The organism is Bradyrhizobium sp. JR3.5 (assembly GCF_054057015.1).
This window is the reverse complement of the sequence record NZ_JBSRYV010000001.1, coordinates 537,391-562,961: the sequence shown is the minus strand read 5'-3', so window position 1 is coordinate 562,961 and position 25,571 is coordinate 537,391. Positions and strand designations below refer to the sequence as shown.

22 protein-coding genes and 5 pseudogenes are annotated in these 25,571 nt (G+C 60.8%); 12 read left to right on the top strand and 15 right to left on the bottom strand.

The genetic code is table 11. The annotated features are described in order from the left end of the window. Window positions 1-159: 159 nt before the first annotated feature. The 3 genes and pseudogenes from ACVWW1_RS02780 to ACVWW1_RS02770 form a co-directional block, all read right to left on the bottom strand. Window positions 160-875: pseudogene (locus ACVWW1_RS02780) on the bottom strand (IS5 family transposase). A gap of 689 nt (window positions 876-1,564) precedes the next feature. Further along, a complete protein-coding gene (locus ACVWW1_RS02775; protein WP_456654767.1) occupies window positions 1,565-1,738 on the bottom strand; it encodes a hypothetical protein in 174 nt (57 codons plus the stop codon). A 3-nt stretch (window positions 1,739-1,741) separates the two neighbouring features. Further along, a complete protein-coding gene (locus ACVWW1_RS02770; RefSeq protein WP_456654766.1) occupies window positions 1,742-1,924 on the bottom strand; it encodes a hypothetical protein in 183 nt (60 codons plus the stop codon). A 15-nt stretch (window positions 1,925-1,939) separates the two neighbouring features. Here ACVWW1_RS02770 and ACVWW1_RS02765 point away from each other — a divergent pair, with 15 nt between their 5' ends. After that, window positions 1,940-2,107 (top strand): hypothetical protein, encoded by a 168-nt coding sequence (locus tag ACVWW1_RS02765; RefSeq protein ID WP_456654765.1) that lies wholly within the window; start codon window positions 1,940-1,942, stop codon window positions 2,105-2,107. Between the two features lie 110 nt (window positions 2,108-2,217). On the opposite strand, the gene ACVWW1_RS02760 is transcribed toward ACVWW1_RS02765, so the two are convergent. Next, window positions 2,218-2,451 (bottom strand): hypothetical protein, encoded by a 234-nt coding sequence (locus tag ACVWW1_RS02760; RefSeq protein ID WP_456654764.1) that lies wholly within the window; start codon window positions 2,449-2,451, stop codon window positions 2,218-2,220. Window positions 2,452-2,712: 261 nt separating this feature from the next. On the opposite strand from ACVWW1_RS02760, the gene tnpA reads away from it, so the two are divergent. Beyond that, a complete protein-coding gene (tnpA, locus tag ACVWW1_RS02755; protein WP_456654763.1) occupies window positions 2,713-3,114 on the top strand; it encodes an IS66-like element accessory protein TnpA in 402 nt (133 codons plus the stop codon). Then, window positions 3,111-3,305 (top strand): IS66 family insertion sequence element accessory protein TnpB, encoded by a 195-nt coding sequence (gene tnpB / locus ACVWW1_RS02750; protein WP_456654762.1) that lies wholly within the window; start codon window positions 3,111-3,113, stop codon window positions 3,303-3,305. Before tnpA ends, tnpB (ACVWW1_RS02750) begins: the two co-directional genes overlap by 4 nt. Here the strand turns inward: tnpB (ACVWW1_RS02750) and ACVWW1_RS02745 are convergent. Further along, window positions 3,291-5,381 (bottom strand): recombinase family protein, encoded by a 2,091-nt coding sequence (locus ACVWW1_RS02745; RefSeq protein ID WP_456654761.1) that lies wholly within the window; start codon window positions 5,379-5,381, stop codon window positions 3,291-3,293. The two genes, tnpB (ACVWW1_RS02750) and ACVWW1_RS02745, sit on opposite strands and share 15 nt — an antisense overlap. Between ACVWW1_RS02745 and ACVWW1_RS02740 the strand changes: the two genes are divergently transcribed. The 3 genes and pseudogenes from ACVWW1_RS02740 (at window position 5,365) to tnpC (ending at window position 7,754) form a co-directional block, all read left to right on the top strand. Then, a complete protein-coding gene (locus ACVWW1_RS02740) occupies window positions 5,365-5,655 on the top strand; it encodes a hypothetical protein (protein ID WP_456654760.1) in 291 nt (96 codons plus the stop codon). The two genes, ACVWW1_RS02745 and ACVWW1_RS02740, sit on opposite strands and share 17 nt — an antisense overlap. A gap of 174 nt (window positions 5,656-5,829) precedes the next feature. Further along, window positions 5,830-6,072, top strand: coding sequence for an IS66 family insertion sequence element accessory protein TnpB (tnpB, locus tag ACVWW1_RS02735; RefSeq protein ID WP_456654759.1), 243 nt, complete (start codon window positions 5,830-5,832; stop codon window positions 6,070-6,072). A gap of 100 nt (window positions 6,073-6,172) precedes the next feature. After that, window positions 6,173-7,754, top strand: a pseudogene (gene tnpC, locus ACVWW1_RS02730) (IS66 family transposase). Here tnpC and ACVWW1_RS02725 read toward each other — a convergent pair. Beyond that, a complete protein-coding gene (locus ACVWW1_RS02725) occupies window positions 7,755-8,192 on the bottom strand; it encodes a hypothetical protein (protein WP_018268855.1) in 438 nt (145 codons plus the stop codon). A 379-nt stretch (window positions 8,193-8,571) separates the two neighbouring features. Between ACVWW1_RS02725 and ACVWW1_RS02720 the strand changes: the two genes are divergently transcribed. Further along, entirely contained in the window at window positions 8,572-10,536 is a 1,965-nt protein-coding gene (locus tag ACVWW1_RS02720) for an acyltransferase family protein (RefSeq protein ID WP_456654758.1), read from the top strand. Here the strand turns inward: ACVWW1_RS02720 and ACVWW1_RS02715 are convergent. Then, window positions 10,533-10,784 carry a hypothetical protein gene (locus tag ACVWW1_RS02715; RefSeq protein WP_456654757.1) on the bottom strand — a complete coding sequence of 84 codons (252 nt, stop codon included), beginning with the start codon at window positions 10,782-10,784 and terminating at the stop codon, window positions 10,533-10,535. The two genes, ACVWW1_RS02720 and ACVWW1_RS02715, sit on opposite strands and share 4 nt — an antisense overlap. A gap of 314 nt (window positions 10,785-11,098) precedes the next feature. Between ACVWW1_RS02715 and ACVWW1_RS02710 the strand changes: the two are divergent. After that, a pseudogene (locus ACVWW1_RS02710) lies at window positions 11,099-11,400 on the top strand (hypothetical protein); the annotation flags it as partial. Window positions 11,401-11,538: 138 nt separating this feature from the next. Here ACVWW1_RS02710 and ACVWW1_RS02705 read toward each other — a convergent pair. Beyond that, the gene (locus ACVWW1_RS02705) at window positions 11,539-12,882 is read right to left on the bottom strand and encodes an IS1380 family transposase (RefSeq protein ID WP_456654756.1); all 1,344 of its coding nucleotides are present in this window, start codon (window positions 12,880-12,882) and stop codon (window positions 11,539-11,541) included. 1,005 nt (window positions 12,883-13,887) lie between these two features. Between ACVWW1_RS02705 and istA the strand changes: the two genes are divergently transcribed. After that, a complete protein-coding gene (gene istA / locus ACVWW1_RS02700) occupies window positions 13,888-14,565 on the top strand; it encodes an IS21 family transposase (protein ID WP_456654755.1) in 678 nt (225 codons plus the stop codon). 125 nt (window positions 14,566-14,690) lie between these two features. On the opposite strand, the gene ACVWW1_RS02695 is transcribed toward istA, so the two are convergent. After that, a complete protein-coding gene (locus ACVWW1_RS02695; RefSeq protein WP_456654754.1) occupies window positions 14,691-14,879 on the bottom strand; it encodes a hypothetical protein in 189 nt (62 codons plus the stop codon). Window positions 14,880-15,774: 895 nt separating this feature from the next. Between ACVWW1_RS02695 and ACVWW1_RS02690 the strand changes: the two genes are divergently transcribed. Together ACVWW1_RS02690 and ACVWW1_RS02685 are read left to right on the top strand one after the other, a co-directional pair. After that, window positions 15,775-16,050, top strand: coding sequence for a hypothetical protein (locus ACVWW1_RS02690; RefSeq protein ID WP_456654753.1), 276 nt, complete (start codon window positions 15,775-15,777; stop codon window positions 16,048-16,050). 1,287 nt (window positions 16,051-17,337) lie between these two features. Beyond that, window positions 17,338-18,017, top strand: a pseudogene (locus tag ACVWW1_RS02685) (IS66 family transposase); the annotation flags it as partial. Window positions 18,018-18,305: 288 nt separating this feature from the next. Here ACVWW1_RS02685 and ACVWW1_RS02680 read toward each other — a convergent pair. The 6 genes and pseudogenes from ACVWW1_RS02680 to ACVWW1_RS02655 all read right to left on the bottom strand — a co-directional run bounded on the left by ACVWW1_RS02680 (window position 18,306) and on the right by ACVWW1_RS02655 (window position 24,647). After that, complete coding sequence (locus ACVWW1_RS02680) at window positions 18,306-18,740, bottom strand: hypothetical protein (protein ID WP_456654752.1); 435 nt, start codon at window positions 18,738-18,740, stop codon at window positions 18,306-18,308. A gap of 269 nt (window positions 18,741-19,009) precedes the next feature. Further along, window positions 19,010-19,829, bottom strand: a pseudogene (locus ACVWW1_RS02675) (IS256 family transposase); the annotation flags it as partial. A 111-nt stretch (window positions 19,830-19,940) separates the two neighbouring features. After that, window positions 19,941-20,738: an enoyl-CoA hydratase/isomerase family protein gene (locus tag ACVWW1_RS02670; protein ID WP_456654751.1), complete on the bottom strand. Its 798-nt coding sequence runs from the start codon at window positions 20,736-20,738 to the stop codon at window positions 19,941-19,943. Between the two features lie 32 nt (window positions 20,739-20,770). Continuing rightward, window positions 20,771-21,967 (bottom strand): pyridoxal-phosphate-dependent aminotransferase family protein, encoded by a 1,197-nt coding sequence (locus ACVWW1_RS02665; protein WP_456654750.1) that lies wholly within the window; start codon window positions 21,965-21,967, stop codon window positions 20,771-20,773. 129 nt (window positions 21,968-22,096) lie between these two features. Further along, window positions 22,097-23,380 (bottom strand): MFS transporter, encoded by a 1,284-nt coding sequence (locus tag ACVWW1_RS02660; RefSeq protein ID WP_456654749.1) that lies wholly within the window; start codon window positions 23,378-23,380, stop codon window positions 22,097-22,099. A 67-nt stretch (window positions 23,381-23,447) separates the two neighbouring features. Continuing rightward, the gene (locus ACVWW1_RS02655; protein WP_456654748.1) at window positions 23,448-24,647 is read right to left on the bottom strand and encodes a pyridoxal-phosphate-dependent aminotransferase family protein; all 1,200 of its coding nucleotides are present in this window, start codon (window positions 24,645-24,647) and stop codon (window positions 23,448-23,450) included. Between the two features lie 132 nt (window positions 24,648-24,779). Here ACVWW1_RS02655 and ACVWW1_RS02650 point away from each other — a divergent pair, with 132 nt between their 5' ends. Next, on the top strand, window positions 24,780-25,532 hold the full coding sequence (locus tag ACVWW1_RS02650) for a GntR family transcriptional regulator (protein ID WP_456654747.1): 753 nt from the start codon (window positions 24,780-24,782) through the stop codon (window positions 25,530-25,532). Window positions 25,533-25,571 lie beyond the last annotated feature (39 nt).

Below are 25,571 nucleotides of genomic sequence, written 5' to 3'. Positions count from 1 at the left end.
CCCGGTCACCCCGCTGCCGTCCTCCAACGCGTTCACGAAGTCGGGTCGAAAAGCGGCGAAAAAGCCGAAGCGTTCGCGCGCGCCTTCACCCCGACCGGAAATGTTCCCAGCTGCCCCGCCCGGCAATCATGAATAAGACGGGCTAGGTGGTGTGGACACTTACCGCATCCAAAGGACGATGGCTGCGAGAGTGACGACGGCTAGGTAATTTCGGGCGGTCTTTTCGAAGCGGGTTGCGACGCGTCGGAACTGCTTGAGCTTTGAGAAGCAGCATTCGACGAGGTGACGCTGGGCATAGAGGTGCTTGTCCAGCGGGTATTTGAGTGCGCGTGACGGGTTGTTGGGGATGACGGCGAGCGCGCCCTTGGCGGCGATGGCTTGGCGCAAATGATCGGCGTCATAGGCCGTATCGGCCATGACGACCTCGGCAGGTAGTCCCTCGATCAATGCGGCAGCTTGCGGTGCATCGCCCTTCTGGCCTGCGGTCAGCGCGAACCGTACGGGACATCCCAAGCCACGAACGGCCATATGTATCTTGGTGCTCAGGCCACCGCGCGAGCGGCCGATCGCCTGATCTTCAGACCCCCTTTTTTGGCCCCGGCGGCGTGCTGATGCGCCCGGACGATGGTGGAATCGACGATCAAATATTCGAAGTCCGGATCATCGGACATCGCCTCGAAGATCCGCCACCAGACGCCCTTGATGCTCCACCGACTGAAGCGCCGGAACACGCTGTTCCAATCCCCGAACGCCTCCGGGAGATCACGCCAGGGAGAGCCCGTGCGAACAATCCAAAGTACACCTTCCACGAACATCCGATTGTCGCGCCCAGTGGAGCCCTTCTGGTCGGGGCGACCTATGATCAGCGGCGCCATCCGCTCCCAAGCCGCGTCGCTCAATACCAAACGGTCCATCACACCCAAGACTGCCTCCCCAAAAGCAGTCTTGAATCTGATTTGCGCCTAAAAGGGAATCCTTAGAGTCCACACCACCTAGAGCTTCCACGAAGCAACAACGTGCGGCTGTCACTCAAGCCACGGTATGAAGTAAAACCTAAGCGCCGGAACCAGATGCCAACTCGTCGAATCCATCACGATCATCAAGACGTGGAACGCGAACGCCATCGAGATGAGGAAGGCAGCGAGGCCGAATGGCCCCCACGCCCCTTGGGACTTCTGGACATCGGCCCTGATCGGGGGATGATCTTACCGATGCATCGGCCGTCGTCGTCGCCAGCGCATTCCCGGCGTCGTTCTCGTTCTTATATCGCGTGGTGTTATCCGCATGAAGGTCAGTGACGGTCTTTCCAATCGTCCCGAGGATGAGATTTAGGCCACCCGTGAGGAGGCTCATGATCCACTGCGGCATGTCAGTATTCCACCCTCGTTTGCGAGCAATCACGTAAAAGCTCTCAGAGGCGGCCGTACACGGGCCGCCGATCAGAAAGCAAAGCACCTGAATGAGATCTGGATCAGTTAGCGTGCTCGAGCTGAGGGCAAATCCAGCCGAGATGAGTGCCCCGCCAAGATACCGGAGCAGAATGCGCGCACGCTGATGTCCATCCTCATTTCTTGATCGCCGCCTCGATCGTCGCGGTTTTCGCCGTCAGGGAAGGAGCGAACGCTTCGGCGCCTACGATCCACCCCTTGATGTTGGTTTCGTAGACAATGCCAACGACGATGCCGCCGACGAACACGATGCTGTCACCGAGGATGGTCAGGCTAAAGAGGTTCGACATAGGTCAGCTTCCTTTTTTGAGAGCGCCGATCTGGTCCACGGTTTCCTTGACGGCCTGCACCTGGCCGGCAATATTCAGGACGGTTTTGGCGTTGTTGTGGTAGGTGCCGTCGTTCGGAAACATTGATGAGATGGATTCCGGGTTCACTTCGACCGGCTCGCCGTTTGGCGCGGTGAGTTTAATCATTAGGGCTTTCTCCTAATGTTTGAAGGCATCGGCAAAGAGGGAGAAGACAAACCGATAACGCCGAGCGCGGCGACAATCCCGACGATCCACCAAACGACCATGCCGACTGTGATGGCCTTATCCATTGGGCTACTTCCTCTTAAAAATGGCGGCCAGGATCGCCGCGATGAACGCGCCGATTGAGCCAGCGGCCGCGGATGGAGCGCGGAGGGCTTTGCGGGCGGAACGGTTGGCGCTGGAGCAATCGGCTCGGGCGCATGATCCATCAAAGGAGATCGACGGATCGATCGCCATCATCGCGAGCAAGAGACCGGCGCAACCGAGCTGCTGATCGGGTCATAAACGCCGCCGCGAACATACTTGCCGCTGACATATTGATCGGTCCCGGACCAGATGTGCGACAACGGCCGCCCCTTGTTGGCGTAGCCGAGCCCGTTGTACTGCTTGAGCATTGTCAGCGTGCCGCCGATCGACCAGTCCTTGTTCAGTGCAGCGCGCGGCGCGCAATTCACCAAGGCGTCAACCACGGCGTCTTCCCACGACTTGAATGGCCCCCTACCCGCTGGAACATGCGTTGAGACTGCGTTCCATGGGTCGCCTTGAGCAAGCGAGCCGGACCAGTCTGCGAGCTTTCGTCCCAGGTGCCGCCAACGCTTTGCAACGTGAGCGTCATGCGGAGACCACGCGCTGAGGGTTGATCTGGTCGGCTAGGAAGATCTCGCGGAATGGTTTGTCGCGAGGTCACAATGTCAAAGAATAGTCGTAAGGATAGCGATAAGGATAGGCATATGCCTATCCTCGAACACGGCGCCGACACGCTGCAGCGTGTCGAGATCATCACCGGGACGGGCCGACGTCGGCGCTGGTCGACCGATGCGAAGGCGGCGATTGTTGCGGAGAGTTTTGCGCCGGGTGCAAGCGTGTCCGCAGTGGCGCGGCGACACGACATCAGTCCAAGCCTGTTGTTTCTCTGGCGTCGCCAGGCTACGCGGGCGCAGGTCGCGGAGCGCGGGGACAGAGGCATACCACCTGGCTTTGTGCCGGTCGCGATCACCGGCTGTGGGCGCCCGAGTGAGGAGCAGGCGGCGATCGAGATCGAGGTCGGCGCGATTCGCATCCGTGTCAGGGGGACAGTGGACCGGGAGGCACTGTGCGAGGTGCTGGCGGCGGTCGGGACGGTTGGTCGATGATCGGGCTTCGAGCTGGGTTGTCGATCTGGATTGCGACGCAGCCGGTCGATTTCCGCCGCGGCATGGACTCGCTGGCGATGCTGGTGAGCGAGGCCTTTGGAGCCGATCCGTTCGACGGCGGACTTTATGTCTTCCGCTCCAAGCGCCGACAGCTCGTTTCATTGTACGTCCCTTTGTCAGATACCGGGTAGGCGGATCATTCTATCATATTGATAATCAATGTAGTTTCTCGGCCGACGCTCGATCACGCGCTGCACCGCTATACGTACTGTTTCCGAGCTCAGCGCGTCGACAGGAACCAACCATTGCGAGCCCTTGATTGCTTGTGTGGCCGGCAAGATGTCCTTCAGCACCAAGCTCTTTGCTGATCCGACGCAAATTCCAAAGTGTGCCGCAGCCTTCGCAAGGCTGATCATTTTGCCGTCGGACGATGCGGGGTCGTATTCCGGCAAGCCCAGGCGTTCGCGCATTTCCCGCACGCGAACAGTCGTCCAGGTCTCGCCGTCGCCGGTCTTGCAGCGCATCCGATTGAGCGACACGGCGAGCTCTCGATCAGGCCAATGACCAGCGAGTTTACGAAGTGCGTCAACGGCAGTCGGTGCCATGTCGCCCGGATATCGGCCCGTCTTAACGCGAGCAACGCGAACCTCCGTGTGCCGGCCGCCGGTCCAGTGGATGAGCAGAACCGCCTCATTGGTGTTCCTATCGAGATCGCAAACAATCTCTCGGACCACAATGTGAACCAGCCGCTGCTTGGTGCGCGTGTCCGTGGACGGTGCATTCCAAACCCGCGGAAGATCATGCGCAAGTTGCAGAAGCAGGGCGCGGTCGATCTTGGGACTTTCCGCCGATGCGGTGCGCAGCTCCTTTATACGACCTTCAAGCTCGGCAACCCGCTCCAATGCGCCATTCCAGCGCGCCTCGAGTTCGCGGGCAACGTGGCGCTTGGCCGGATCCACAAGCTCGTATCGGCGTGCAGCAAGAGACGCTTCGTAGCGTACGACTTCAAGCTCCCGTTCGACGGCCGTGATGATCTCTTGTCTTGAGCGCTCAACCTGGTCGGACGCCAATATCGCTGCTTCAACAGCCCGATCGGAGACGGCCTCAAGGATTTGCAGCGCGACCGCACGATCGACCCGCACCCCGCCGATGCCGATACATAGGCCAGCGCCGACATGGGCGTCATCGCCGCGGCATTGATAACGATGGGCATTCCCCTTGGCCTGGCCGTAGAACACACGCATCATCCGCCCGCAATGGCCGCACCGCATCAATCCGGTCAGAAGTGCGCGTCCCCCGCGCGCCGATTTTCGCGAGCAGTTCTTCTTCATGTGGGCGTTTTCCAGCAGCAGCCTCTGATTGTCCTCATACTCCTGCCAGCTGACATAGCCGGGATGATTGTCGCGCAGGAGAACATTCCATTCCTCCCGCGGCTTTTTGAACCCGCTGACCTTGCGGGCGCGACCGTCCACGATCCGTGTCTTCTGGGCGATTCGGCCAAACGCATAGGCGCCAGCATAGAGCGGATTGTGCAGGATCTGCATCACCGTGTGATAGGCCGGCGCCTTCCAGCTGAGCTTGTAGATTTGAACGTTTTTTAGAACCACAGGCATTTTGATGTCGGCAGCACGCAGCCAAAGAAAGACCTGCCGGGCGCTACCGAGCTCGCGGAACTTCGTGAAGACGAGTCGAACCAATCCCGCCACATGTTCGTCGGGATCCATTTCGATCTTGCCGAGTTCACTCCAACAAAATCCAGGTGGAAGCATGAAGCGGTACTCGCCGCGCTTGGCCTTAGAGTCCCGAGCGGCGATTCCACGTTGGCGAAGCAGGCTCAGCTCATACTCCGACATCGTTCCCTTCAGTCCGAGAAGCAGGCGGTCGTTGACAAGCCGCGGATCATAGGCGCCGTCGGGATCAATGACCAACGCGCCCGCGAGGGCGCATAGGTCGATCAAGTGATGCCAGTCGCGTCCATTGCGCGCCAGCCGCGACGCCTCAATGCAATAAACGGCACCGACGTTACCCGAACAAACCATCGCCACAAGCCGCTCAAATCCGGGCCGTTGAGTGCTGCCAGAGCCTGAGCGGCCAAGATCATCGTCAATTACCGCCACCGACTTAAATCCGGCGGTTTCCGCGGCCTGCGCCAAGTCATATTGCCGCCGCTGGCTTTCGAGATTCCCCATAACTTGGGACATTGTCGATTGGCGAACATAGACGACGGCGGCGCGGTCGAGGTGATCACGTGTGATCTTGACACTCATGGTCACCTCCCGACATCTGAGCGGGTTCGACGCCAGCCGCTTCCAGCAACAGATCGGCGAGCGCCTCGATCAGACCTTTGGGATTGGCGCCCAGCGGGTTCTGGGGAATCCGAAGACCCAGATCCAGACCCAGCTGCATCGGCTCGCGATATTGGCTTTTTCTCCGCACGTCCTTTCTCCCTCTTCAAATAAGGACGGGATTGTGCGCCCGACGCCTGAGTCGCGCCCAGAAGCTTCAGAACAGCAGCAAATTCGTTCAGCCCCTCAATACTGACCTGCGGCGGTCCTAGCGCCATGCCGGCGCAGTAGCTTTCGTCGAGCATCCAATTGGGAACTTCGCGGCTAAACCCACGCCGCTCCTCTGTGTAGATGCATTTCAGCTCCTTGCCGCGTCGGAACGGTGCCACCTGAAGCGTCCGCCCAAAAAGCGGATGCCACGGATACGCAATTGTCGCGCTTCGAAGACTGTATGCAGAATGTCGAGTGTTGGCTAGATCGCGTGAAGATCCTGACTTGGGATGGAAGCGGCCTTGTCCTTTACTACAAAAGAATCGAGGGGCAGTTCACCTGGCCGCCGATCAAGGAAGGCGTCATGTCGCTATCTCATGCTCAGCTCTCGGTGCTGCTCGATGGCTCGGACTGGAAGCGTGTGCCGATGCGAGTTGTGGATCAGCCGATGCGAGCTGGTTGATCATTATCAAGAGTCGTTCGTCACTCATGCGGAGGTTGTTGTAGAATCGCTCTGCATGAGTGATTTGCCTTCCGATCCAGCATTGCTCCGACAAGCCGTGATGACGCTATCGTCACGGCTTGCGGCGTTGTCGGAGGAATGCAGCACGCTGGCGACCGAGCGTGATGCAGCGATCGCCCAACGCGACGCTGCGATCCAGGAGAACGACAAGCTCCTGATGATCCTGTCCCAGTACAAGCGCACGATCTTCGGTCTGCGCTCCGAGACACTGGATATCGGACAGCTGTCTCTCTTCACCATCAGGGCACAGGCGGTTCGTGCCGCCGCCAACGACGACGTGACCGGAGGCAGGCTGCCTGACGGAGCGGAGGGCCGTGGAAAGCGACCGGCGCGACGCAACCGGGGGAAGCTTCCGGAGCATTTGCCGCGCATCGATGTCGTGATCGATATCGAGAGCCACATCTGCCCTTGCTGCGGCGAGCAGCTGCACAAGATCGGGGAGACCGTCAAGGAAGCCTTCGACGTCATTCCGATGCAGTACCGGGTCAAGCGCATCATGCGTCCACGGTACGGCTGCCGGGGATGCCGCCAGGGTGTTCTGCAGGCACCCGCGCCGGCCCAGGCGATCGACGGTGGAATGGTGACGGAAGCCTTGCTGGCCTACGTCGCGGTGATGAAATACGGCTACCAGCTGCCGCTGTATCGCCAGGAACAGATGTTTGCCGCCCAAGGCATCACGCTCGACCGGCAAACGCTGGCCTCGTGGATGGGCCGCGTCGCCTGGTGGCTGAAGCCGCTTCACGCGCTGTTGCGCCGCGCAGTGATGTCCTACCCGCGGCTGTTTGCCGACGAGACGCCGCTGCCAGTTCTCGATCCCGGCCGTGGCAGAACCAAAGTCTGCCAGTTCTGGGCGATCGCCACCGACGACCGCCCGTGGGGCGGCCCCGCGCCGCCGGCAGTAGTCTACGTGTTCGCCGAGGATCGCAAGGCAATCCGCGCCAGGCAGCTGTTTGGAGACTACGACGGCATCCTGCAGGTCGACGGCTACGCCGGGTACAAGGGGCTTAGAAACGGCGGCCGTCTGGTACAACTGGCGTTCTGCTTCGCGCATGCGCGGCGGAAGTTCTGGGACGTCCACGTCGCGACGAAATCGCCGATTGCCGCGGAAGCGCTGCAGCGGATCGCGATGTTCTACGCCATTGAGGATCGCATTCGCGGTTTGCCGGCGACGCAGCGAGCTGCGGTGCGACAATCCGACACCAGACCGCTGATCGAGGACTTCAAGCCCTGGCTCGAGGCGCGACTGCTGGAAGTCTCGAAGAAATCCGGCCTTGGCAAGGCGATCCGCTACACCCTCAACCATTGGGATGGCCTGACGCGATTCATCGATGATGGGCGCATCGAGATCGACAGCAATACGGTCGAACGCAGCATCAAGCCGATCGGGCTGGGAAAGAAAAACTATCTGTTCGCAGGCAGTGAGGGCGGCGCCGAAACCTGGGCCACTCTCGCATCACTCATCAACTCCGCAAAGACTTCACGACATCGACCCACGGCACTATCTTACTGATGTTCTCGAGCGCATCGTCTCCGGACGTACCAAGATCAATCAGCTGAACACGCTGCTGCCGTGGAATTGGAAAGCCGAGCGCGATGGTTCGGAGCCAAAGCTCGCCGCTTGATCAGTTCGACGGCAAGGCGTCGGGAACTTCCTGCGCATCGCTGGCGTCGTCGTAGATCTCTTCGCGGATCACGCGCAGCGTTACCTCGTGCAGATACACTTGCAGCGCACCCTCCAGCTCGGTGAACTCGGGCAGCAGGACTCGATCAACGAAGCCCCGTGACGCACGGACCATCACCGTGTTACGTCGCTGTCGGCGATATCGAAACGGCCGCAGCCCATATCGGCGGCAAAGCGCCAGAAACAGGTGCCGAGACCACTGGTCGGGAAGTGAGAATTGCTGTTCGATCGGTGGATCGTGGCGAGCAAGTTCCTCGACCCGGGCCCGCACCCGCTGCAGCGCGGCTTCCGCTGCAAGGCGCTCACCAGCAGTTCCGGCACCCACGAACAACGCCTCGATCTTCCGAAGCTTCTCGCGCAGCTGCGACTCGCTGGTCATTCTGATCCCCGTTGCCCGCTCCGAACCGGGATCAACCCATCACCGCGCGCCGGCGGCGTCAATCATCCCGACCGCGCTATCCAGAGCATTCCGCGCAAGTCAAGCCCAGGCACCCGTGATCCTCTCGTGACGCTCACTTGCAACCGACGAGAAGTTCCGAGTCCGCTTGGCTTTCGCCCAGCGCGCCGCGTTCGCCCCCTTCAGGGCTGCGAGGTCAGTCAGTTGATACCTCAAAGAAAAAGGCCGCCGCGTGGCGGCCGGTTGGTGGGCACTTCGAGAAAGCGCCGCGGTGTGGCTAAGTTAACACGCTCTTCACTTGCTCGGATCGGTTGTGCCGAGTAAGTTTCTGCGCTCAAATAAGAACGGGCGGGCACCAATCTTGAAATGCCGCGCTGACATCGATGGCTTGCGGGCCATCGCCGTGCTGTCTGTGTTGGCCTTCCACTACGGTGCAGCTCTGCCGGGCGGCTTTACTGGCGTTGACGTTTTTTTCGTGATCAGCGGATTCCTGATCACGCAGCAGTTGTCCGCAGAAATCGCCAACGGAACCTTTTCGATTCTTAATTTCTACGATCGTCGTATTCGACGCATTGTTCCTGCGCTGGCTGTGGTATTGGCCTTCTCTTTGTGGGCCGGCAAGCTCCTGCTGTTGCCTGGCGACTACAAATCAATGGCCGGAAGCGCAGCCTATGCGGCGTTTGGTGCCTCAAACTTCTTCTTCCTGTCCAACACAGGATATTTCGACCAAGTTTCCGAGCTTATGCCGCTCCTCCATACGTGGTCGCTCGGCGTAGAGGAGCAATTCTATCTGGTGTGGCCTCTTCTGCTTGCGTCGTTCGCACCGACACGCAGGAGCTGCGCAACACCACTCACTATTGGATGCGCAATCGCCATCGGGTTCATCGCAAGCCTCTATTGGCTCGATATAGACCCCAAAGGCGCTTTTTACCTGGTCTTACCGCGCGCTTGGGAACTTGCACTCGGCGCGTTGCTTGTCTTCCTGCCGCCTCTCTCACAGCGCCTCAGTGCCGTGGCCATAGCAACTGGCGTTGCATTGATCGCTGCAGGCTTTGTGCTGGCCCGCGCCAGCGCGTTCCCTGGCAGTGCGGCCCTTTACCCGTGTGTTGGAGCCGCACTCGTGATCTGGCCGCGCCGAGATGAACCGAAGCTTAGCTACTGGCTCGGGAAGCTGCGGCCGATCGGCCTCATCTCGTACAGTTTGTATCTGTGGCATTGGCCGGTGTGGGTGTTGTTCCGTCACTACATCAACAACGCAGAACCGAGCCCGTTTGAAGCGATCGCGCTCGCCGGCATCTCGACCGTTCTCGCTGTGCTGTCCTTCCGCTTCATCGAAAAACCTTTCCGCAAGCCACGCTGGCGCCCGACTGAGACCGTGCGCGCCGGTGCATTCGCTTGCCTTCTGCTTTTTTGCTCTGGCATGTACGTGCACAGTTCGGACGGACTGCCGCAGCGCATCTCGCCTGCCGTCTACCCCATGCGCAGCTTAGACGTCATGTGGGGATGGGACTGCCCCAAGTACGAACAGCTACCGCAATTAACGGGCCAATACTGCTCCTTCGGCCACGACTGGGCGACTGCAAAGACGAAAGCTCTGCTGTGGGGCGACAGTCACGCCGGGCATCTTGCGCCGGTAGTGCAGGCCGCGGCTCAACCCAACGAAGGACTTCTGCTGTACACGAACTGCCCCGCCGCCTTTGGTGGCCGTGTTCAGCGCCTGGACTTCGAAGGATTCCCGAATTTTGCAGAATATTGTACGGACCAACGCAAGCGCGCCATTCAACTGTTGCACGATGATCCATCTATCAACCTTGTGATCCTAGCTTCTTCTTGGAGCCCGATGCCACATCAACTCATCGGCAACGCTAATCTGAGCCCTGAAAAGAGGTTATCACTGGTCGCCTCAGGGATTGAGGACTTGATTGATGAGACCTCAATTCCAGGCCGTCGCTTTCTCCTTGTCGGCAGCGTCCCGCAACTCAACAAGGATCCCGTACCATGCGCCGTGAACTCGTTGTCTGGTCTCTTGCGCAGGCCGTGCGAACTCGATGCAACTACTGTCGCCTTTATGAAAACGCACACGGTTGAAACCGACAGGTTGCTTGAGGGCATCGCCAGAAAGCACGCGAATGTGTTGGCGATAATCCCTAGAGAAACGATGTGCGATTCAGTTGGCTGCAATACTTATATCAACGATGAATTTCTATATCGCGATACAAGTCATATCAGGCGCAATCTGAAGGCAGAGACCCTGCATAATCTCGCCGAACTCATCGGGCTTCCTGCTGCGCTGAACAATCAGATTAGCTCCGCAGTGCCAGACTAGATATGCCGACCGCCGCCGTGATCGCCGCCCCATCGTCCGGTTTCGCCGTTGCGGCTCACAGGACGGCCGCCGCGCGTCCAGGACAATGGCGTGGCTTCGAGCAGCTCGACGCCGTTGAACGGCTTGGCGACGTAGGCAAGCAGAATGGCGAGCGACCACTTTGTCAGCGTCGCGACCGCAGCGCGGTTGGTCTTGGTGCTAGCGAGCTCAAAGTAGACGGCGGCGGGATCACGTCGAGCTTGCGCCAAGGTCAGCGATCGATCGTCAACCGACGACAGCTGGCTATCCCATGCGTGTCAATCGGCGTTGGACTGGGGCTCTGACTCACTTTTGATGCAGTTTGGGGGACGTCCGGCGCTTTGATTGGGGGAGAATCAGCGCCATGCGGCAAGCACTCCACCGCTCCAGTCTGGTGCCGCGTCGGTTTGTTGTAAAGAGTGCGTACTACGAGGGTAATAAGGCCATTGTTGTGGTCCGGGCGACACGCAGCGTTGTTTTGATCGTTCCAACCCCCAAGATCTGGACGATTTGCCGTGTCCGCGGACTCCCGCTTTATGGCGGCATGGGCTCAAAATCTCGGGAATACATGTTCGGCGCGACGGTCAGGCATCTGGCCGAGCGTGCTGCCAATGCTCGACGGGATGCCGACATATTGGCCTGCCAGGCATGGAACGCCCGCATGCTCGCCTTCCAGGGGCCGGCCCAGGCGGCGTTCGGCGACGCGCTCAACGCCGGCTACCGATACCTCGAGGTGAAGTGCCTCGGCTGCGAGACCCACCGACCCACCAGACCGTCACGCTCGACGTTGTGCGGCGCCCGAAGTCGACGCCGGTTCACGAGCTAGCCCGTCTTATTCATGATTGCCGGGCGGGGCAGCTGGAACATTTCCGGTCGGGGTGAAGGCGCGCGCGAACGCTTCGGCTTTTTCGCCGCTTTTCGACCCGACTTCGTGAACGCGTTGGAGGACGGCAGCGGGGTGACCGGGGGCTCATGCCCCGCGCGTCAGGGTGCTTGCGGGACCAGAGCGTTTGCCAAGCCGCGGAACAGGTCGGCGTCGGGGCACGCCGCAGCGAAGGCAAGACGGACGCGGGTGGCGGTCTCGATGACGCGGGCTGCGATCTTGAGAAGCCTGAGCCTGATCGTGTTGAACTCGGCCGTTGCCAGATCGCGCGGCTTTGGGATGGCATCGCGCACGGCGAGGATGAGCCAATAGGCGGCGGTGTGGAAGACGAGGCGGACCTGGTTGGCGAGCGCCGAGCGGCAACTGGTGCGATCGGAGGCGAGCTGGGTCTTGTGCAGCTTGATCAGGTTCTCGGCCTGTCCGCGAGCGCAATAGAGGCTGTCATAGATCCACTCAGCCGAGCCGATATCCAGGCTGGTGACGACGTAGCGGACGTCGAGCCCTTGTTGGGTTGCCTCGATGCGGGCGACGACGCGGCGCTCACGATGCCAGGAGCCGGCCGCGTGGCGGGTCTCGGTGTAGCCGCGAACCACGATCTTGTTCTCGATCGCACGTTCGGTTCGAAATGCATCACAGACCTCGTCGACCTTTCTGGCGAGCGGCTTCGTGCCGGCTAGCGCGAAGATGTAATCGACGCCGTTTTGCTCGCAAAAAGTCATCGCCTCGGGGCCGGCGTAATGGCTGTCGCCGCGGAAGGTGATACGCGTATCGGGCCAGCGCCGGCGAATGCGCCGAACCAGGCGGCGCAGGTGTGCCCGCACCTCGCGGCCGCTCGGCGTCTTGCCGGGGCGCAGGATGACCGCAACAGGCCGGCTGTGCTCGGTGTCGTAGACGTGGATCGGCAGGAAGCAGTGTTCATCATAATGGGCGTTGAACAGCGAGAGTTGCTGACGGCCATGCACCACGTCGACCGTGTCGTCGATGTCGAGCGTGATTGCGCTCGGCGCTCGCGCGTAGCTGTCCATCCATAGGTCAACCAGCACAGAGCTCAGCCGGATCACCTCGCGCAGGTGTGGTGCATTCTCCAGGCGCGATAGGGTCGGCTGCGAACACAGATCCCGGCCAGTGTCCGGCAGTCGGCCGCAAGCCAGCTTGAACGCCGGATCGCCGCGTAAACGATCGAGATCATTGCCATCCTCGTAGCCACACGCGATGGCGAAGATGCGGGCGCGGATCATATCCGCAAGGCTGTGCACGATGCGTCCCGGATCGCGCCGCTCGGGGAATACGCAGGACAACTTCGCGGCCAAGCCGAGGCGCCGGTCCGCCATGGCCAGAAGCATGACGCCGCCATCCGACGTCAGCTTGCCGCCGTCGAACGAGGCTGTGATCTTCTTGTGGGAAACGGCTGGAAATGAGAACGGCAGACTCGTATCGTCGGTCATGGCGAGTGTGGCGGCCCGGATGCGCGGAGGGTGGGTGTCAGCAACCGAATCCTACGCCATCTCAGCGGCTTACGCCACGCTCGCCAGCCTCTCAACAAGCCGCTGATGAATAAGACGGGCTAGAGCGATACATGCGGTGCAAGCAGTGTTCGCGGGCACAAGGCTATCCGTTCAAGCGCAGCCGCCTGGTAGCGCTTCGGACAAGTAAGATTTCCGCCATGAACCCGCCGTCAACGTGGTGGCCGGAAGAGCGGTGACCGTCGCGGCATGGCGAAATTAGTTGGGTCCGAAAACCATATAGAGCAGCATTGTGCCAACCACGGCTGTCCAGCCGATCGAAGCGGCAACGGCCCACACCTGTATCGGCATTGGACGCTTCCTTTGCAATTCGATGAAGCAAAACGAAGAGGCCGCTGGCGCTGGTCAGCGACCTCTTGGACCCGATCTCAAATGAACGTCTTGGAAATAAAATCGCCGCCGAAGGTCCATCGTTGTTAGACAACGAATTCGCAGCGCAGTGTCGCAGTGAAGCCTAAACACGTTCCATGCTCTGCGGAACTATCGTAACGTGGCGAGGACGACACACTTTCTTCCTTCGAGATTCTCAACAGCCATCATCACTGCGGGTGCTATCGCTCCGGCACGACGTTTGATAGCGAAAATCCACTCGCCGCAGATTTGCGCTAACAGGAGCGCGATGGGTTTGCACGATGAAATTGAAGGGGTGACCGCCCCTACTCCGACCCCGAGACGCCCGCAGGGTCATGGAGCATGCGCGGGCGTTCGAGCCCATCCAGGATGGCAGGATCTACATCGAGAAGATTAACCGCCCGATGATCGACGAGGACAAGGCGACGCCGGCTGAATATTGTGTCGCGCGTCATGGAAAACTGCCCCCTCAGCGTCACGAGGAATTGCCCCCTCCTCGGATAGCTGAGGAGAGAGTGAATGAAGCGGGAACGAATCACTGAAGGCTCGCCGTGGAATGATCCACGGGGGCAGGTGATGAAGACGCCGGATGACGTGGCGGAAATGATGCGCCTGAGAGCGTGCGGGTGGGGCGTGAAGCGGATTGCGCGGCAGCTGGGCTGCAGCCATCACACGGTGAAGGACTACGTGGCGGCGGGCGGGGTGAAGCCGTTCAAGTCGCCTGAGCGGCCGAAGCGTCTCGACGGCCTTGAGGGCTGGCTGCGCGAGAGGCTCATTCGGCATCGCGGCAATGCCGACGTGGTGCGCCAGGACCTGTTGGCCGAGAAAGGCGTGGCCGTCAGCCGACGGACACTGCAACGCGCCGTGCAGCCCTATCGCCAGGCGCTGAAGGCGGAGGCGCTGGCGACGACGCGGTTTGAGACGCCGCCGGGCCGGCAACTGCAGATCGACTTCGGGGAGCGTCTGGTCGAGATCGGAGGGGCGAAAGTCAAGGCATTCGTGTTCGTGGCAACGCTTGGACACTCGCGACGGCTCCATGCGCGTGCGTTCCGGGCCGAGAGGCAGGAGCATTGGTTCGCCGGGCTCGAGAGCACGTTCACGACCTTCAGCGGTGTGCCGGAGGAAGTGCTGATGGACAATCCACGCGCGCTTGTCGTGCGCCACGACGCGGTGAGCCGGTCGGTTCAGTTCAACGACAAGCTGATAGCCTTCGCAAAATATTGGGGCTCCCCCCATCAATCCAAAGCACGATAACCGCTGACCAATCTCGACTGACGCGGGACTGGCCGTGCGGCCTCAGCAATCGCCCCCTGGGCCTCCAAGGGATTGCTGGGGCCGCTTCGTTTGGATTCGCCAAACGGGCCCGGGATACCTATTTTTCAGGCATGCCGATTACCCGAAAGCCGCTCGAAATTCCGCCGGGGGTTGCCCGCCAGTTTGCCGCCGACATGCAGGCGTATCCCGCCGAGCAGGACGACATCCGGCGTGATCGGATCGCGGTCGGCACCAGACACATGCTCCTTGAAACATATGCCGGCCGGCGCAAAGTTGCGGCTAAGCGAGGTCAAGGAACTATTCGAGCGAATGCGATGACCAAAGACGCATTCGACCGATGGTGGGAATGGGAGAGCAAGCCGATACGGAACCGCAGGAGATCAATGTCGCGATTTGGCGTCCCGTGTCCCGGCTCTCACCCGAAGATCGACAGGACCGAGATAAGGTCAACGAAGCCGTAGCCCGACACAAAGAAGAGCCCGACGCCGGTTGCGCGGGATGAGGTCTGAGATACGCCGAAGCAGGAACGGCCGCCAAGCGCTCATCGGCAGAAAGTTACCATCTGAAAAAGATAAGAAGCCCTACGAGGATCAAAAACGGCGAGACACTGAATAGCAGCGAGGTCCAAAAATAGAGCTCTCTTCGGGTAGTCGCACGCCCACTCATACGCTTACTCCCTAACAGATTTGGCTTACTACTGATGCTCGCCGAACAATAACGAATAACAACACCGTAAAAATACGGTAGCAGCCGCCTCAGGCTCGCTAAGGGATAAGACCAGCCCTTTTCGCGTGCTATACTCTAAAGGCCTTTTTACCGCTATATTAGTTGGCTGCCGACCTTCGACGCCCAACTATTGACCGGCCTGCACGATGATATCGCTCATCCTCGCCGCAAGTTCAATTTTGCTCCTCGCGCTGTGCATTTGGACAGCATACCGGTTGGGTTTTCGCGACGGCCGAGAGCATGGCTTGTCGGAGGCCTATCAACTCTACGGAGGTATCCGACGGGCATACGACAAAGCACGGCCTCTGGAAGAGCCGGACCGATGTGCCATATGTCATCCATCAGGTGACGATCTACTCAACACTGTTTGCTTTTTGCCGGAAGCGGCCTCTTCTATATGCTCCCGCAGGCCTCCGATCACCACATTCGCGGCACCTTTCGTCTCTGGCAGGGAACGTGTTCATGGCAATATCTACCCGAGCTATCGTTATTGCGGCCGTCGTTCTTAATATGATCTCGATCGGATTATCCGAGGTGCAGCGAAGGCAATTGGGCCAGACGGGAATTGAAGCCACACTGGAATTGCGTCGGATTGAGCAGCAGCGGCTAGCCCAACAGACCCTTGAGCTGGACCGAACCTACAAACTGATTGCTGAGATCAACAATCGTATAAGCGCGGTTGAAGTTCAAATGCTCGCTCTTCAGGCGAAGACGCAAGTCTTAAATGTCGCCAAGTAGCTACCAACTGCATGTCAGACTACGGGAGACCGGTCCTGACCTCTTCAGGAAGGCCTGCGAGTTCGGCTTTGAAGGTCTGGCATCAAAGTGCTCAGAGGGGCCCTTTCGCGACGGCCGATACCTGCACTGGATCAAGATCAAGAACCGGACGCATACGGCAATGTCGCGGAGGTTCAAGTGAGTGCCCTGCTCCGATTGGCAAAAAGTAGTCCCGGCCCTCATGATCGCTGTTGGCCTCGTGCTGGTGCTGATTGGCTTCGTTGCCAGGAGCCGGCACAAGCGATCCGGGGAAATCACCGAGGAAAGAATCGCGTTTTATTATTTATCGTTGCATTGGGAACGGGGGAAACGATGGCTTCATTTAAGCCGCTGATGCCGTTTTTCTTGATTTACGCGCTAGGCATACTGGTCACGGCTGGGCACTTCTATCGCAAGCACGAAGGCAGTCTAGGTGCACGGCAGGTCGCTTGTGTCTTCTTTTGGCCGGCTTAGTGGTTGCTTGAGCACGGTGTCCGGGACAGCATTGACGCTATTTCGGACGTGACCGTCGGGACCGACGGAGGCTCGCTCCTTTCCGTGGGAGTTGGGCTTTTTGCAGCCGGTCAATTTCTATTTTTGAATTGGGAAACATGCAGCAGCGGAGTAGCATGCACTGGCGTGCTGTTGAAAGGCACCGCCATGATCTTCCCGCCAGTTGGAGCGGCCTGCCTGACTTGGCTTGTTTCTCAGTTTGGATAGGGACTAGATAGCGGTCCGATGAATCACCCTGAAGAAATTCGCAAAAGGAACCTTTCAGAGCGACTGATCCAACGCCTGAAGCAAAGCCGTCTGTGGGCCTTTTTTGAGATAATTTGGACCTTCCTCTTTAAGACCTGATTGGCACGTTGATGAAGATCAACAAGTGACACGCGCTCGCAGCGGCGCTCGCTGTCTACGTTCCGATCGGGCTCTATCTGGACACTCTCCCTCCCTCGGAGGATCCAAGCATCCTGCGCGGGCCGGTCGTGTATTACGCTTGGCGCTATCAGCTCACCATTCCGAACTCCATAGCCGACACTCTCGAAGCGCGTCGACAATCACAGCTTGAACTCTTGAACTGACCGAGGACGGGCAAGCTCTCGGGCCGGTCCACTGCCAGGATATTGAGATTGGAGACGAGGGCCACGGCCGCTTCGCTTATCGAAAGGACGATTGGGCCGTCCTCTACTTCTCTACCAGCGACAATAGCGACCCCAACACGAACGGACGGGTGTATCGCGCAATCGACCCAATGGCGAAAGACCCTTTCGCGTCCATCAGGATTCCACCCCGCAAGCCTTGGATTTATTGGCTGCTAGAAAGAGCCCGGCTCGTTGCTGGGTCTATGTAAAAGACGACCGCCCCTTCGGCGGCTCAGATCCGCCAGCGGCAATGTTCTATCACTCGCGCGATCGAAGGGGCGAGCATCCGCAGGCGCATCTGACCAACTATAGCGGCATCCTGCAGGCCGACGCCTTCGGCGGATACACCAAACTCTACGAGCCCGAGCGAAGTCCTGGGTCTATCAGGGAAGCGGACCTGTTGGGTCCATGCCCGGCGCCCGTTCTTCGCCATGGCGGATCTTGAAGAGAATGCGCGGCGCAAAGCGGCCGGAAAGAAGGAGATCGTCATCTCGCCCGTCGCCGTGGAGATCGTGCGCCGCATCGACGCTCTGTTCGAGATCGAGCGCTCTATCAATGGCCAAAACGCCGACCAACGAAAGATTGTTCGCCAGGCGCAGAGCGCGCCGCTCGTTGCCGATCTGGAAGCCTATATGCGCGAGCAGTGCACCAAGCTCTCCCGCGGTCACGATCTGGCCAAGGCCATGAACTACATGTTCAAGCGCTGGGTCCGACCGCGGATGGCGCCGAGCCGCCGCCATGTATAGCCCCATCGTCCCTGCCAAGATGAACGACGTCGACCCGCAGGCACGACAAACATGGTTGGCCATTTCCGCAATCATTGCGGGCCAATTATGTCGATCGGCTGTCCTCTGCGCGGCCAGGTTAATAAATGAACGGAGCAAGCCGCCCCAGCGACGTTTTAGAAATCCTACGCGCCCAAGTTAAAGCCCGCTCCAACTTGCTCCGGAGCGGGCCCTCGCGCAGCGGCCCAGTAGCGGGCGGAACTGGGGCGCCCACGGCCAGTCTCCTGAACGCGGATTACAGGGGCTGTGCATTTCCATGAGTAGCGCTATTAATGTGCAACTAGCGCGTGAGGAGATTACCTCAAAGCACCTATCGCTTGGAACGTCTGGCCCTTTGCGTGTCTGGAGCGGGTTGCGGCACCGGGGCGGCGCTTTCAGCCCTCGCCGATTCCAGCGAGTTAACCCGCCCGCTGAGCGCGGCCAATTGGTCAGAGATTAGCTTTTGCTCGCCGTGTTGTGCGGCGGTCTTCTGCTGCACATCGCCGATCTGAGCGGCCTGCCTTTGCTGCTCAGCCTGAATGCCTTGCACCGCTTGTTGCAGGGAAGACAAGGTCTGCTTGATCTGTTGAATGGCGGGGTCCGGAGGTGGCGCCGCCGCGGCGTGCTCCTGTGAGGTGGTAATCTTCGTTGCGTTGCTGTAGCTCACCCAAAGGCCACCGCCAGCGACGACGAGTGCGAAGACAGCCACGAACAACGGGAGTGCCGATCGCGGTCGTGCGTCGGCGGGCGTTGAAGTTTCGGTCATGCAGATTTCCCCGATAGCGGACGACGGTGTTAACTGTCGAAGCGCGGGTTAGTTCCGGGGATTGTCAGAACTTTTGTGTAAGGGGTTTCTGTGAAGGGTGAATTTGTCTCCCGGCATCAAGAACAAGGCATCAGCGGCATGGTGGACGAGTTTGCTTGGCCGCACCGAGCGGTCAAGTGCCGAAGCCGCGGAGCGGCGCGCCGCAGGCGCGGGACTTGACGGCGAAGGGGCGTGCCGAGCCATCATGACCGTTGCCGTGATGCCGTTCGTCATCGCGTCGTTCCCGAAAAGCGCTCGCCGAACCGGATGGCAAACTGGCCCATCGCGGAGGTCCATTCGACCGGGCGTCGCCAGCGCAGGCCGGCATTCTTGATTGCGAGATAGAGCAGTTTCAACGCCGCGTCATCGTTTGGAAAGCTGCCGCGCGTTTTGATGATCTTGCGCAGCGAGCGATGCAGCGCCTCCACAGCGTTGGTGGTGTAGATCATCTTGCGGATGCCCGGTGCGAAGGCGAAGAATGGCACGACGTAATCCCAGGCCCTCCGCCAGGCCGCTCCGATCGCTGGATAGCGCTTGCCCCACTCGGCCTCGAACTCCTCGAGGCGGACAAGCGCAATATCGGCGTTCTCGGCCCGGTAGATCGCCTTGATCGCTCGCCTTGCGGTCCTTCCAGGACACGAAGGCCAGGCTGTTCCTGATCAGGTGCACGATGCAGGTCTGCACAATCGTCTGCGGGAAAACCGACATGATGGCCTCTGGAAGGCCCTTGAGGCCGTCGACCACGGCAATCAAGATGTCGTTGACGCCACGCAACTTGAGCTCGTTGACGACCTTGAGCCAGTACTTGGCCCCTTCGGTCTGCTCGATCCAGAGCCCGAGCACATCCTTCTCGCCGTCCGCATTGAGCTCCAGGGCCACATAGACGGCCTTGTTCTTCACCAGGCCCTCATCGCGGATTTTGACGCGCAGCGCGTCAAAGAAAGCTACCGGATAGACCGCTTCCAGCGGCCGGCTTTGCCACTCTCGCACCTCATCGAGGACGGCATCGGTGACCCGGCTGATGAGATCGGGTGAGACCGCCGCTTTATACGCTGAGTTGCTCTTGCGATAAACCGTAAGAGGACTAGACAGCGATAATCGTATTGATTTTGCACGCAAATTTCTATTTTGCGCGCAGCACTCGATGCCCTTGGGCAGGCACTATTTGCCCTTCCAGTCGGGCGTGCGCTTGTTGAGGAAAGCGTCCATGCCCTCGCGGAAATCCTCGCTCATATAGGCGCGCAGGATCAGGTCTTCGCCTTCGTCGCGCGACAGCGTGCGGCGGATGCGACGCACCGCCTCCTTTGTCACCTCTAACGTGATCGGTGCATGGCCGGCGACAAGTTGCGCGGTCTCGGTGGCGCGGCGCTGCAGCGTTTCCACGTCGGGGACGACTTCGTTCAACAGCCCGAGCGCCAATGCTTCGGGCGCCTCGACCAGGCGCCCCTTGAAGATCAGATCCTTTGTCCGCGCCGGACCGATCAGCGAGACCAACCGCGAGATGTTGGACATGGAGAGGCAGTTGCCGAGCGTGCGCGCGATCGGGAAGCCGATCCGTGTCGCCTCGGTGCCGATGCGGATGTCGCAGCATGCGGCGATACCGGCGCCGCCGCCGGTGCAAGCGCCGGCGATCGCCGCGATGACAGGCACGCGGCACTGTTCCAGCGTTCCCAGCACGCGGTCGATCCGCGCCTCGTAGTCCAGCGCATCCTGGGCGGTCTTGAACGCCCGGAACTGCGAGATGTCAGTGCCCGAGGCGAATGCCTTCTCGCCGGCACCGGTGAGGATCAGCGCCTTGATGGAGTGATCCTGATTGATGTTCTCGCAGATCGAGGCCATCTGCTCGTACATCGCAAACGTCAGCGCGTTGCGGGCCTGCGGCCTGTTAAACGTGATGCGCGCGATCCCGTCCGCGACGGAGTAGATCAGGTCTTCGGTCGATGCGACAGGCGCGTTCATGTCTCGCTCTTTCTGTTCTTTGCGATAAGATTTCAGGCGACAGCCTTCGACGCCTGCGATGGGTCACGTCCCTTGAGGACCTCCATCGCCGCCAGCACACCGCCACTGCGATGCGGCACCTTGGCCAGATCGAGACCCATCTCGACGCCGGACAGCGTGCCCATCAGCATCAGGTCGTTGAAGTGGCCGATATGCCCGATCCGGAACACCTTGCCCTTGACCTTGTTGAGGCCGGTGCCGAGCGACATGTCGAAATTCTCGAGCACGACCTTGCGGAATTGATCGGCGTCATGGCCATCGGGCACGCGCACCGCGGTCAGCGCCGGCGAATGCGCGCCCTGTTCCTGGCACTGCGTCTCCAGCCCCCAGACCTTGATGGCGGCACGCGTCGCTTCGCTGTGACGCTTGTGGCGGGCGAAGACGTTGTCCAGCCCCTCCTCCTCCAGCATCTTCACGGCCTCGCGCAGGCCGAACAGCAGATTGGTCGCTGGCGTATACGGCCAGGTGCCGGCCTTGTTGATGTTGATGACCTCCTGCCAATCCCAATAGGAACGCATCCCCGGATTGGCCTTGGCCACGGCAAGCGCCTTCTCCGACACGGCGTTGAAGCCGAGGCCGGGCGGCAGCATCAGCCCCTTCTGGGAGCCGGCGATCGAGACGTCGATGCCCCATGCATCGTGTTCATATTCCAACGAGCCGAGGCCGGAGATAGTGTCGACCATCAGGAGCGCCGGATGCTTCAAGGTGTCGAGGATCTTGCGGACGTCGCGCGGATAGGTGACGCAGGCGGTCGAGGTCTCGTTATGGACCACGCAGACGGCCTTGATCTTGTGCGCCTTGTCGGCAGCAAACCGAGCCTCGATCTGCTCGAGGTCGGCGCCATGGCGCCAGTCGCCCGGAATGAAATCGACGTCGAGCTTGAACTTGTCCGCGATGCCGTGCCAAAGCACCGCGAACTGCCCGGTCTCGCACATCAAGACCTTGTCGCCCGGCTGCAGCGTGTTGACGATCGCGGCCTCCCAGGCGCCGGTGCCGGACGACGGATAGATGATCACGGGCTGCTTGGTGCGGAACACACGCTGCATTGCAGAAAGCACGGCAAAGCCGATCTCGGCGAATTCGGCACCGCGATGGTCCATGGTCGGCATGTCCATCGCCCGCAGCACCCGGTCCGGCACGTTGGTCGGTCCCGGAATCTGCAAAAAATGCCTTCCAGTGTGCACGGTCATGAGCGTCTTTCCCGGTCTTGTCTTGGTCGTGGTGAGCCGCTCGCATATCACTATTCGCCGGGTTTGTCCTAGGCCCGGCGGGGGGCCGTCATGCATATCTGACGGCGCTCCGCCGAGGCCGGCAGCCGCTCATTCGGCTGCCACGACCTTCCCCTGCACCGCCAGTTCGCTCGCTTCCTCGAACGGCCGCTCCGGATGCATCAGGAACGCCGAGAAACCGCCAAGCAGCAGCAGCCCCATCGACATCAGGAACGGCAGGTACCAGTTTCCGGTGGCGTCGATGACGAAACCGGCGACCAGCGGCGAGACGATCGCCGCGAACGCCGAGCCGCTGTTCATGATGCCTGCGGCGGTGCCGGAATATTTCGCCGCGATGTCCATCGGGATCGACCACATCGGGCCGATCACCAGCTCGGCGCAGAAGAAGCCGGCCGACAGGCAGAGCGCGACCACTGTGATGTCGTGAACGAACAGGATCGGCATCAGCGAGAGCAACGCGCCGGCGAATCCCACGATCGTCACGCTGAGCCGCGCCATCCGCACATTGCCGGTGCGTTCGAGGATGCGATCAGAGATGACGCCGCCGATGCTGTCACCGACCACGCCGGCAAAGAACACGCCGGATGCGAACAGCGCCGAGTTCTTCAGATCGAGGCTATAGTTGTTCTTGAAGAACAGCGGCAGCCAGTTGAGGTAGAGCCACAGGCACCAGCCGTAGCAGAAATACGTCAGCGTCACCGGCCACATCCGCTGCAACAGCGGCCCCCACGGCACCTTCGGCCGCTCGCCCTGCGGGCGCGGCGGCAACGTCGCAAGCTCGGCCTCCGTGATGGAGCTGTGGTCCCTAGGCTCGTTGCGGAAGTACCAGACCCACGCAACACCCCAGATCAGACTGACGACGCCGAGCACGACGAATGCGCCGCGCCATGTCAGCCAGAGGATCAGGAGCGCGACCACCGGCGGGGTCACAGCGTTGCCGAGCCGCGCAAACGCGTGTGTCAGGCCTTGCGCGAAGCCGCGGCGGTTCGCAGGCGTCCAGTATTGCATGGCGCGGGTCGCGGTCGGGAACGTCGCCCCTTCGCCGAAGCCCAGCGCGAAGCGCGCGATGAACAGCGCCGCGAGACCATGGACGAAGCCGGTCATGATGGTCGCCGCAGCCCAGATCATGCCGCACCAGAACAAGGTCTGGCGTGGCCCGAAGCGATCGCCGACCCAACCGCCGATCACCTGGAACAGCAGATACGGATAGGCGAAGGCCGAGAATACCAGGCCGAGCTCGGTGTTGGACAGACCAAGCTCCTTCTGGATCTCGCTGGCTGCGGTGCCGATATTGACGCGGTCGACATAGGTGATGAAATACATCACGCAGAGCATGGCCAACACGACATGGGTGGCCTTGAACCGAAGCCTCATATCCCTCCCCTTCCCTGATCCGCGATTTTTCTGAGCCGTTGGCGTGCGGGATGCCGTCGGTCGGCGCTTAAGTGCTGACCACCTTCAGATGCGACGCGTTGCGTTGATCGCGCTCCTCGAGCAGCCGCATCGCCGCCTCGACCCCGCCCGAGCGGTGCGGCACGCCGGCAACCGACAGCCCCATCTCGACGCCCGTGAGCGCGCCGAGCAGCGTCAGCTCATTGCACTCGCCGAGATGACCGATCCGGAACACCTTGCCTGCGACCTTCGACAGGCCGGCACCGAGCGACATGTTGAAATTGTCGAGCACGGCCTTGCGGAACTGATCGGCATCATGGCCAGGCGGCATCATCACCGCGGTCAGCACCGGCGAAAATTCCGACGGCTCCTGACAGAGATTCTCGAGCCCCCATTGATTGACGGCGGCACGCGTGGCGGCGGCGAGGCGCCGATGGCGGGCGAACACGTTGTCGAGCCCCTCTTCCAGCAGCATCGCAATCGCCTCGCGCAGCCCGTAGAGCAGGTTCGTCGCCGGCGTATAGGGGAAGAAGCCCTTGGCGTTCGGCTTCAGCATCTCCTCCCAATCGAAATAGGAGCGCGGCACCTTGTTGGTGCGGGACGCGGCGCGGGCCTTCTCCGAAATGGCGTTGAAGCCGAGGCCGGGCGGCAGCATGAAGCCCTTCTGCGAGCAGCTGACGCTGACATCGACCTTCCACTCGTCGTGCCGGTAATCGACCGAGCCGAGCGAGGAAATGGTGTCGACCATCAAGAGCGCCGGATGCGCGGTGCGGTCGATGCCGGCACGGATGTCGGCGATCCGGCTGGTCGCGCCGGTCGAGGTCTCGTTGTGGACGACCATCACCGCCTTGATGCTGTGCGCGCTGTCCTCGGCAAGCCTTGCCTCGATCAACGCTGGGTCGGCGCCGCGCCGCCAGTCGCCGGCAATGAAGTCGACCTCGATGCCGAAACGGCCGGCCAGCTGCCGCCACAGCGTGGCGAAGTGGCCGGTCTCGACCATCAGGACCTTGTCGCCGGGCGACAGCGTGTTGACGATCGCGGCTTCCCAGGCGCCGGTGCCCGACGACGGAAAGATCACCACCGGGCCTGCGGTCTGGAAGATCTTGCCGCTTCCCTCGAGCACGGTGCGGCCAAGCTCGGCAAACTCGGCGCTCCGATGGTCGATGACCGGCATGTCCATCGCGCGAAGAATGCGATCCGGCACAGGGCTCGGCCCTGGAATCTGCAGAAAATGGCGTCCTTGATGCATGAGAACCTCCCAATCGCCGGATTTCGGCTCCTTGGCCAACCATTTTGCATTCATTTTTTGTATTTTCAATCCAATTTTGGTATTCGATTGTGGAGATCGACGCGACCGCGCCGGCAAATTATTGTTCAGAATATGAAATCTGCGATTCCCGAGACCGGGGTTCCGATCACCGAGCCCGCCGCCGGCAACGGCAGCGACCGCCAGGAAGTCTCGCTTCACGGTGAGATCCTGCTGCGGCTCCGCGACCATGTGGTGGAAGGCAACATTCCCGAGGGCGGGCGCGTTCCGGAACGCCAGCTGTGCGAAATGCTGGGGATCTCCAGGACGCCGCTGCGCGAGGCGCTCAAGGTGCTGGCCGCCGAAGGCCTGATCGAACTCTTGCCCAATCGGGGCGCGCGGGTGCGCCAGCTCAGCCAGGGCGACCTCGAAGAACTGTTCGACGTCATGGCCGGGCTGGAGAGCCTCGCCGGGCGACTGGCTTGCGAGAGCATCACGGACGAGGAAATCGCCGCGATCGAGCGGCTGCACTACGAGATGTACGGCCACTATCTGCACCGCGACATGCACGGCTATTTCCAGACCAACCAGAAGATCCACGAGAGCATCGTCGCGGCTGCGCGCAACGACACGCTGAAGACCACCTACGCCAACTTCGCAGGCCGGATCCGCCGCGTGCGCTACTCCGCCAATTTCGCCCGCAAGCGGCAGCGCTGGGCCGAGGCGATGCGCGAGCACGAGGCGATCCTCGATGCGCTGCGCCGCCGCGCCGCAAGCGAGCTCAGCGATATCCTGTTCGCCCATCTGCGCAACAAGCGGAGCGCCGCGATCGAGCACCTCGCCGAGGGCGAGGGCACCGCCCAAGAGGCGAGGCCTCAAGGCAGCTAGTTGCTCATTTTGAATTCATAATGTAATTCTCGGCTCAAT

Excerpts from the sequence above, each read along its gene's own strand:
- ACVWW1_RS02775 (WP_456654767.1), bottom strand. The coding sequence starts at position 1,738 with ATGTCGAACCTCTTTAGCCTGACCATCCTCGGTGACAGCATCGTGTTC.
- ACVWW1_RS02770 (WP_456654766.1), bottom strand. The coding sequence starts at position 1,924 with ATGATTAAACTCACCGCGCCAAACGGCGAGCCGGTCGAAGTGAACCCG.
- ACVWW1_RS02765 (WP_456654765.1), top strand. The coding sequence starts at position 1,940 with ATGTTTGAAGGCATCGGCAAAGAGGGAGAAGACAAACCGATAACGCCG.
- tnpA (WP_456654763.1), top strand. The coding sequence starts at position 2,713 with ATGCCTATCCTCGAACACGGCGCCGACACGCTGCAGCGTGTCGAGATC.
- tnpB (WP_456654762.1), top strand. The coding sequence starts at position 3,111 with ATGATCGGGCTTCGAGCTGGGTTGTCGATCTGGATTGCGACGCAGCCG.
- ACVWW1_RS02745 (WP_456654761.1), bottom strand. The coding sequence starts at position 5,381 with ATGAGTGTCAAGATCACACGTGATCACCTCGACCGCGCCGCCGTCGTC.
- ACVWW1_RS02725 (WP_018268855.1), bottom strand. The coding sequence starts at position 8,192 with ATGACCAGCGAGTCGCAGCTGCGCGAGAAGCTTCGGAAGATCGAGGCG.
- ACVWW1_RS02705 (WP_456654756.1), bottom strand. The coding sequence starts at position 12,882 with ATGACCGACGATACGAGTCTGCCGTTCTCATTTCCAGCCGTTTCCCAC.
- istA (WP_456654755.1), top strand. The coding sequence starts at position 13,888 with ATGAAGACGCCGGATGACGTGGCGGAAATGATGCGCCTGAGAGCGTGC.
- ACVWW1_RS02690 (WP_456654753.1), top strand. The coding sequence starts at position 15,775 with ATGGCAATATCTACCCGAGCTATCGTTATTGCGGCCGTCGTTCTTAAT.
- ACVWW1_RS02680 (WP_456654752.1), bottom strand. The coding sequence starts at position 18,740 with ATGACCGAAACTTCAACGCCCGCCGACGCACGACCGCGATCGGCACTC.
- ACVWW1_RS02670 (WP_456654751.1), bottom strand. The coding sequence starts at position 20,738 with ATGAACGCGCCTGTCGCATCGACCGAAGACCTGATCTACTCCGTCGCG.
- ACVWW1_RS02665 (WP_456654750.1), bottom strand. The coding sequence starts at position 21,967 with ATGACCGTGCACACTGGAAGGCATTTTTTGCAGATTCCGGGACCGACC.
- ACVWW1_RS02660 (WP_456654749.1), bottom strand. The coding sequence starts at position 23,380 with ATGAGGCTTCGGTTCAAGGCCACCCATGTCGTGTTGGCCATGCTCTGC.
- ACVWW1_RS02655 (WP_456654748.1), bottom strand. The coding sequence starts at position 24,647 with ATGCATCAAGGACGCCATTTTCTGCAGATTCCAGGGCCGAGCCCTGTG.
- ACVWW1_RS02650 (WP_456654747.1), top strand. The coding sequence starts at position 24,780 with ATGAAATCTGCGATTCCCGAGACCGGGGTTCCGATCACCGAGCCCGCC.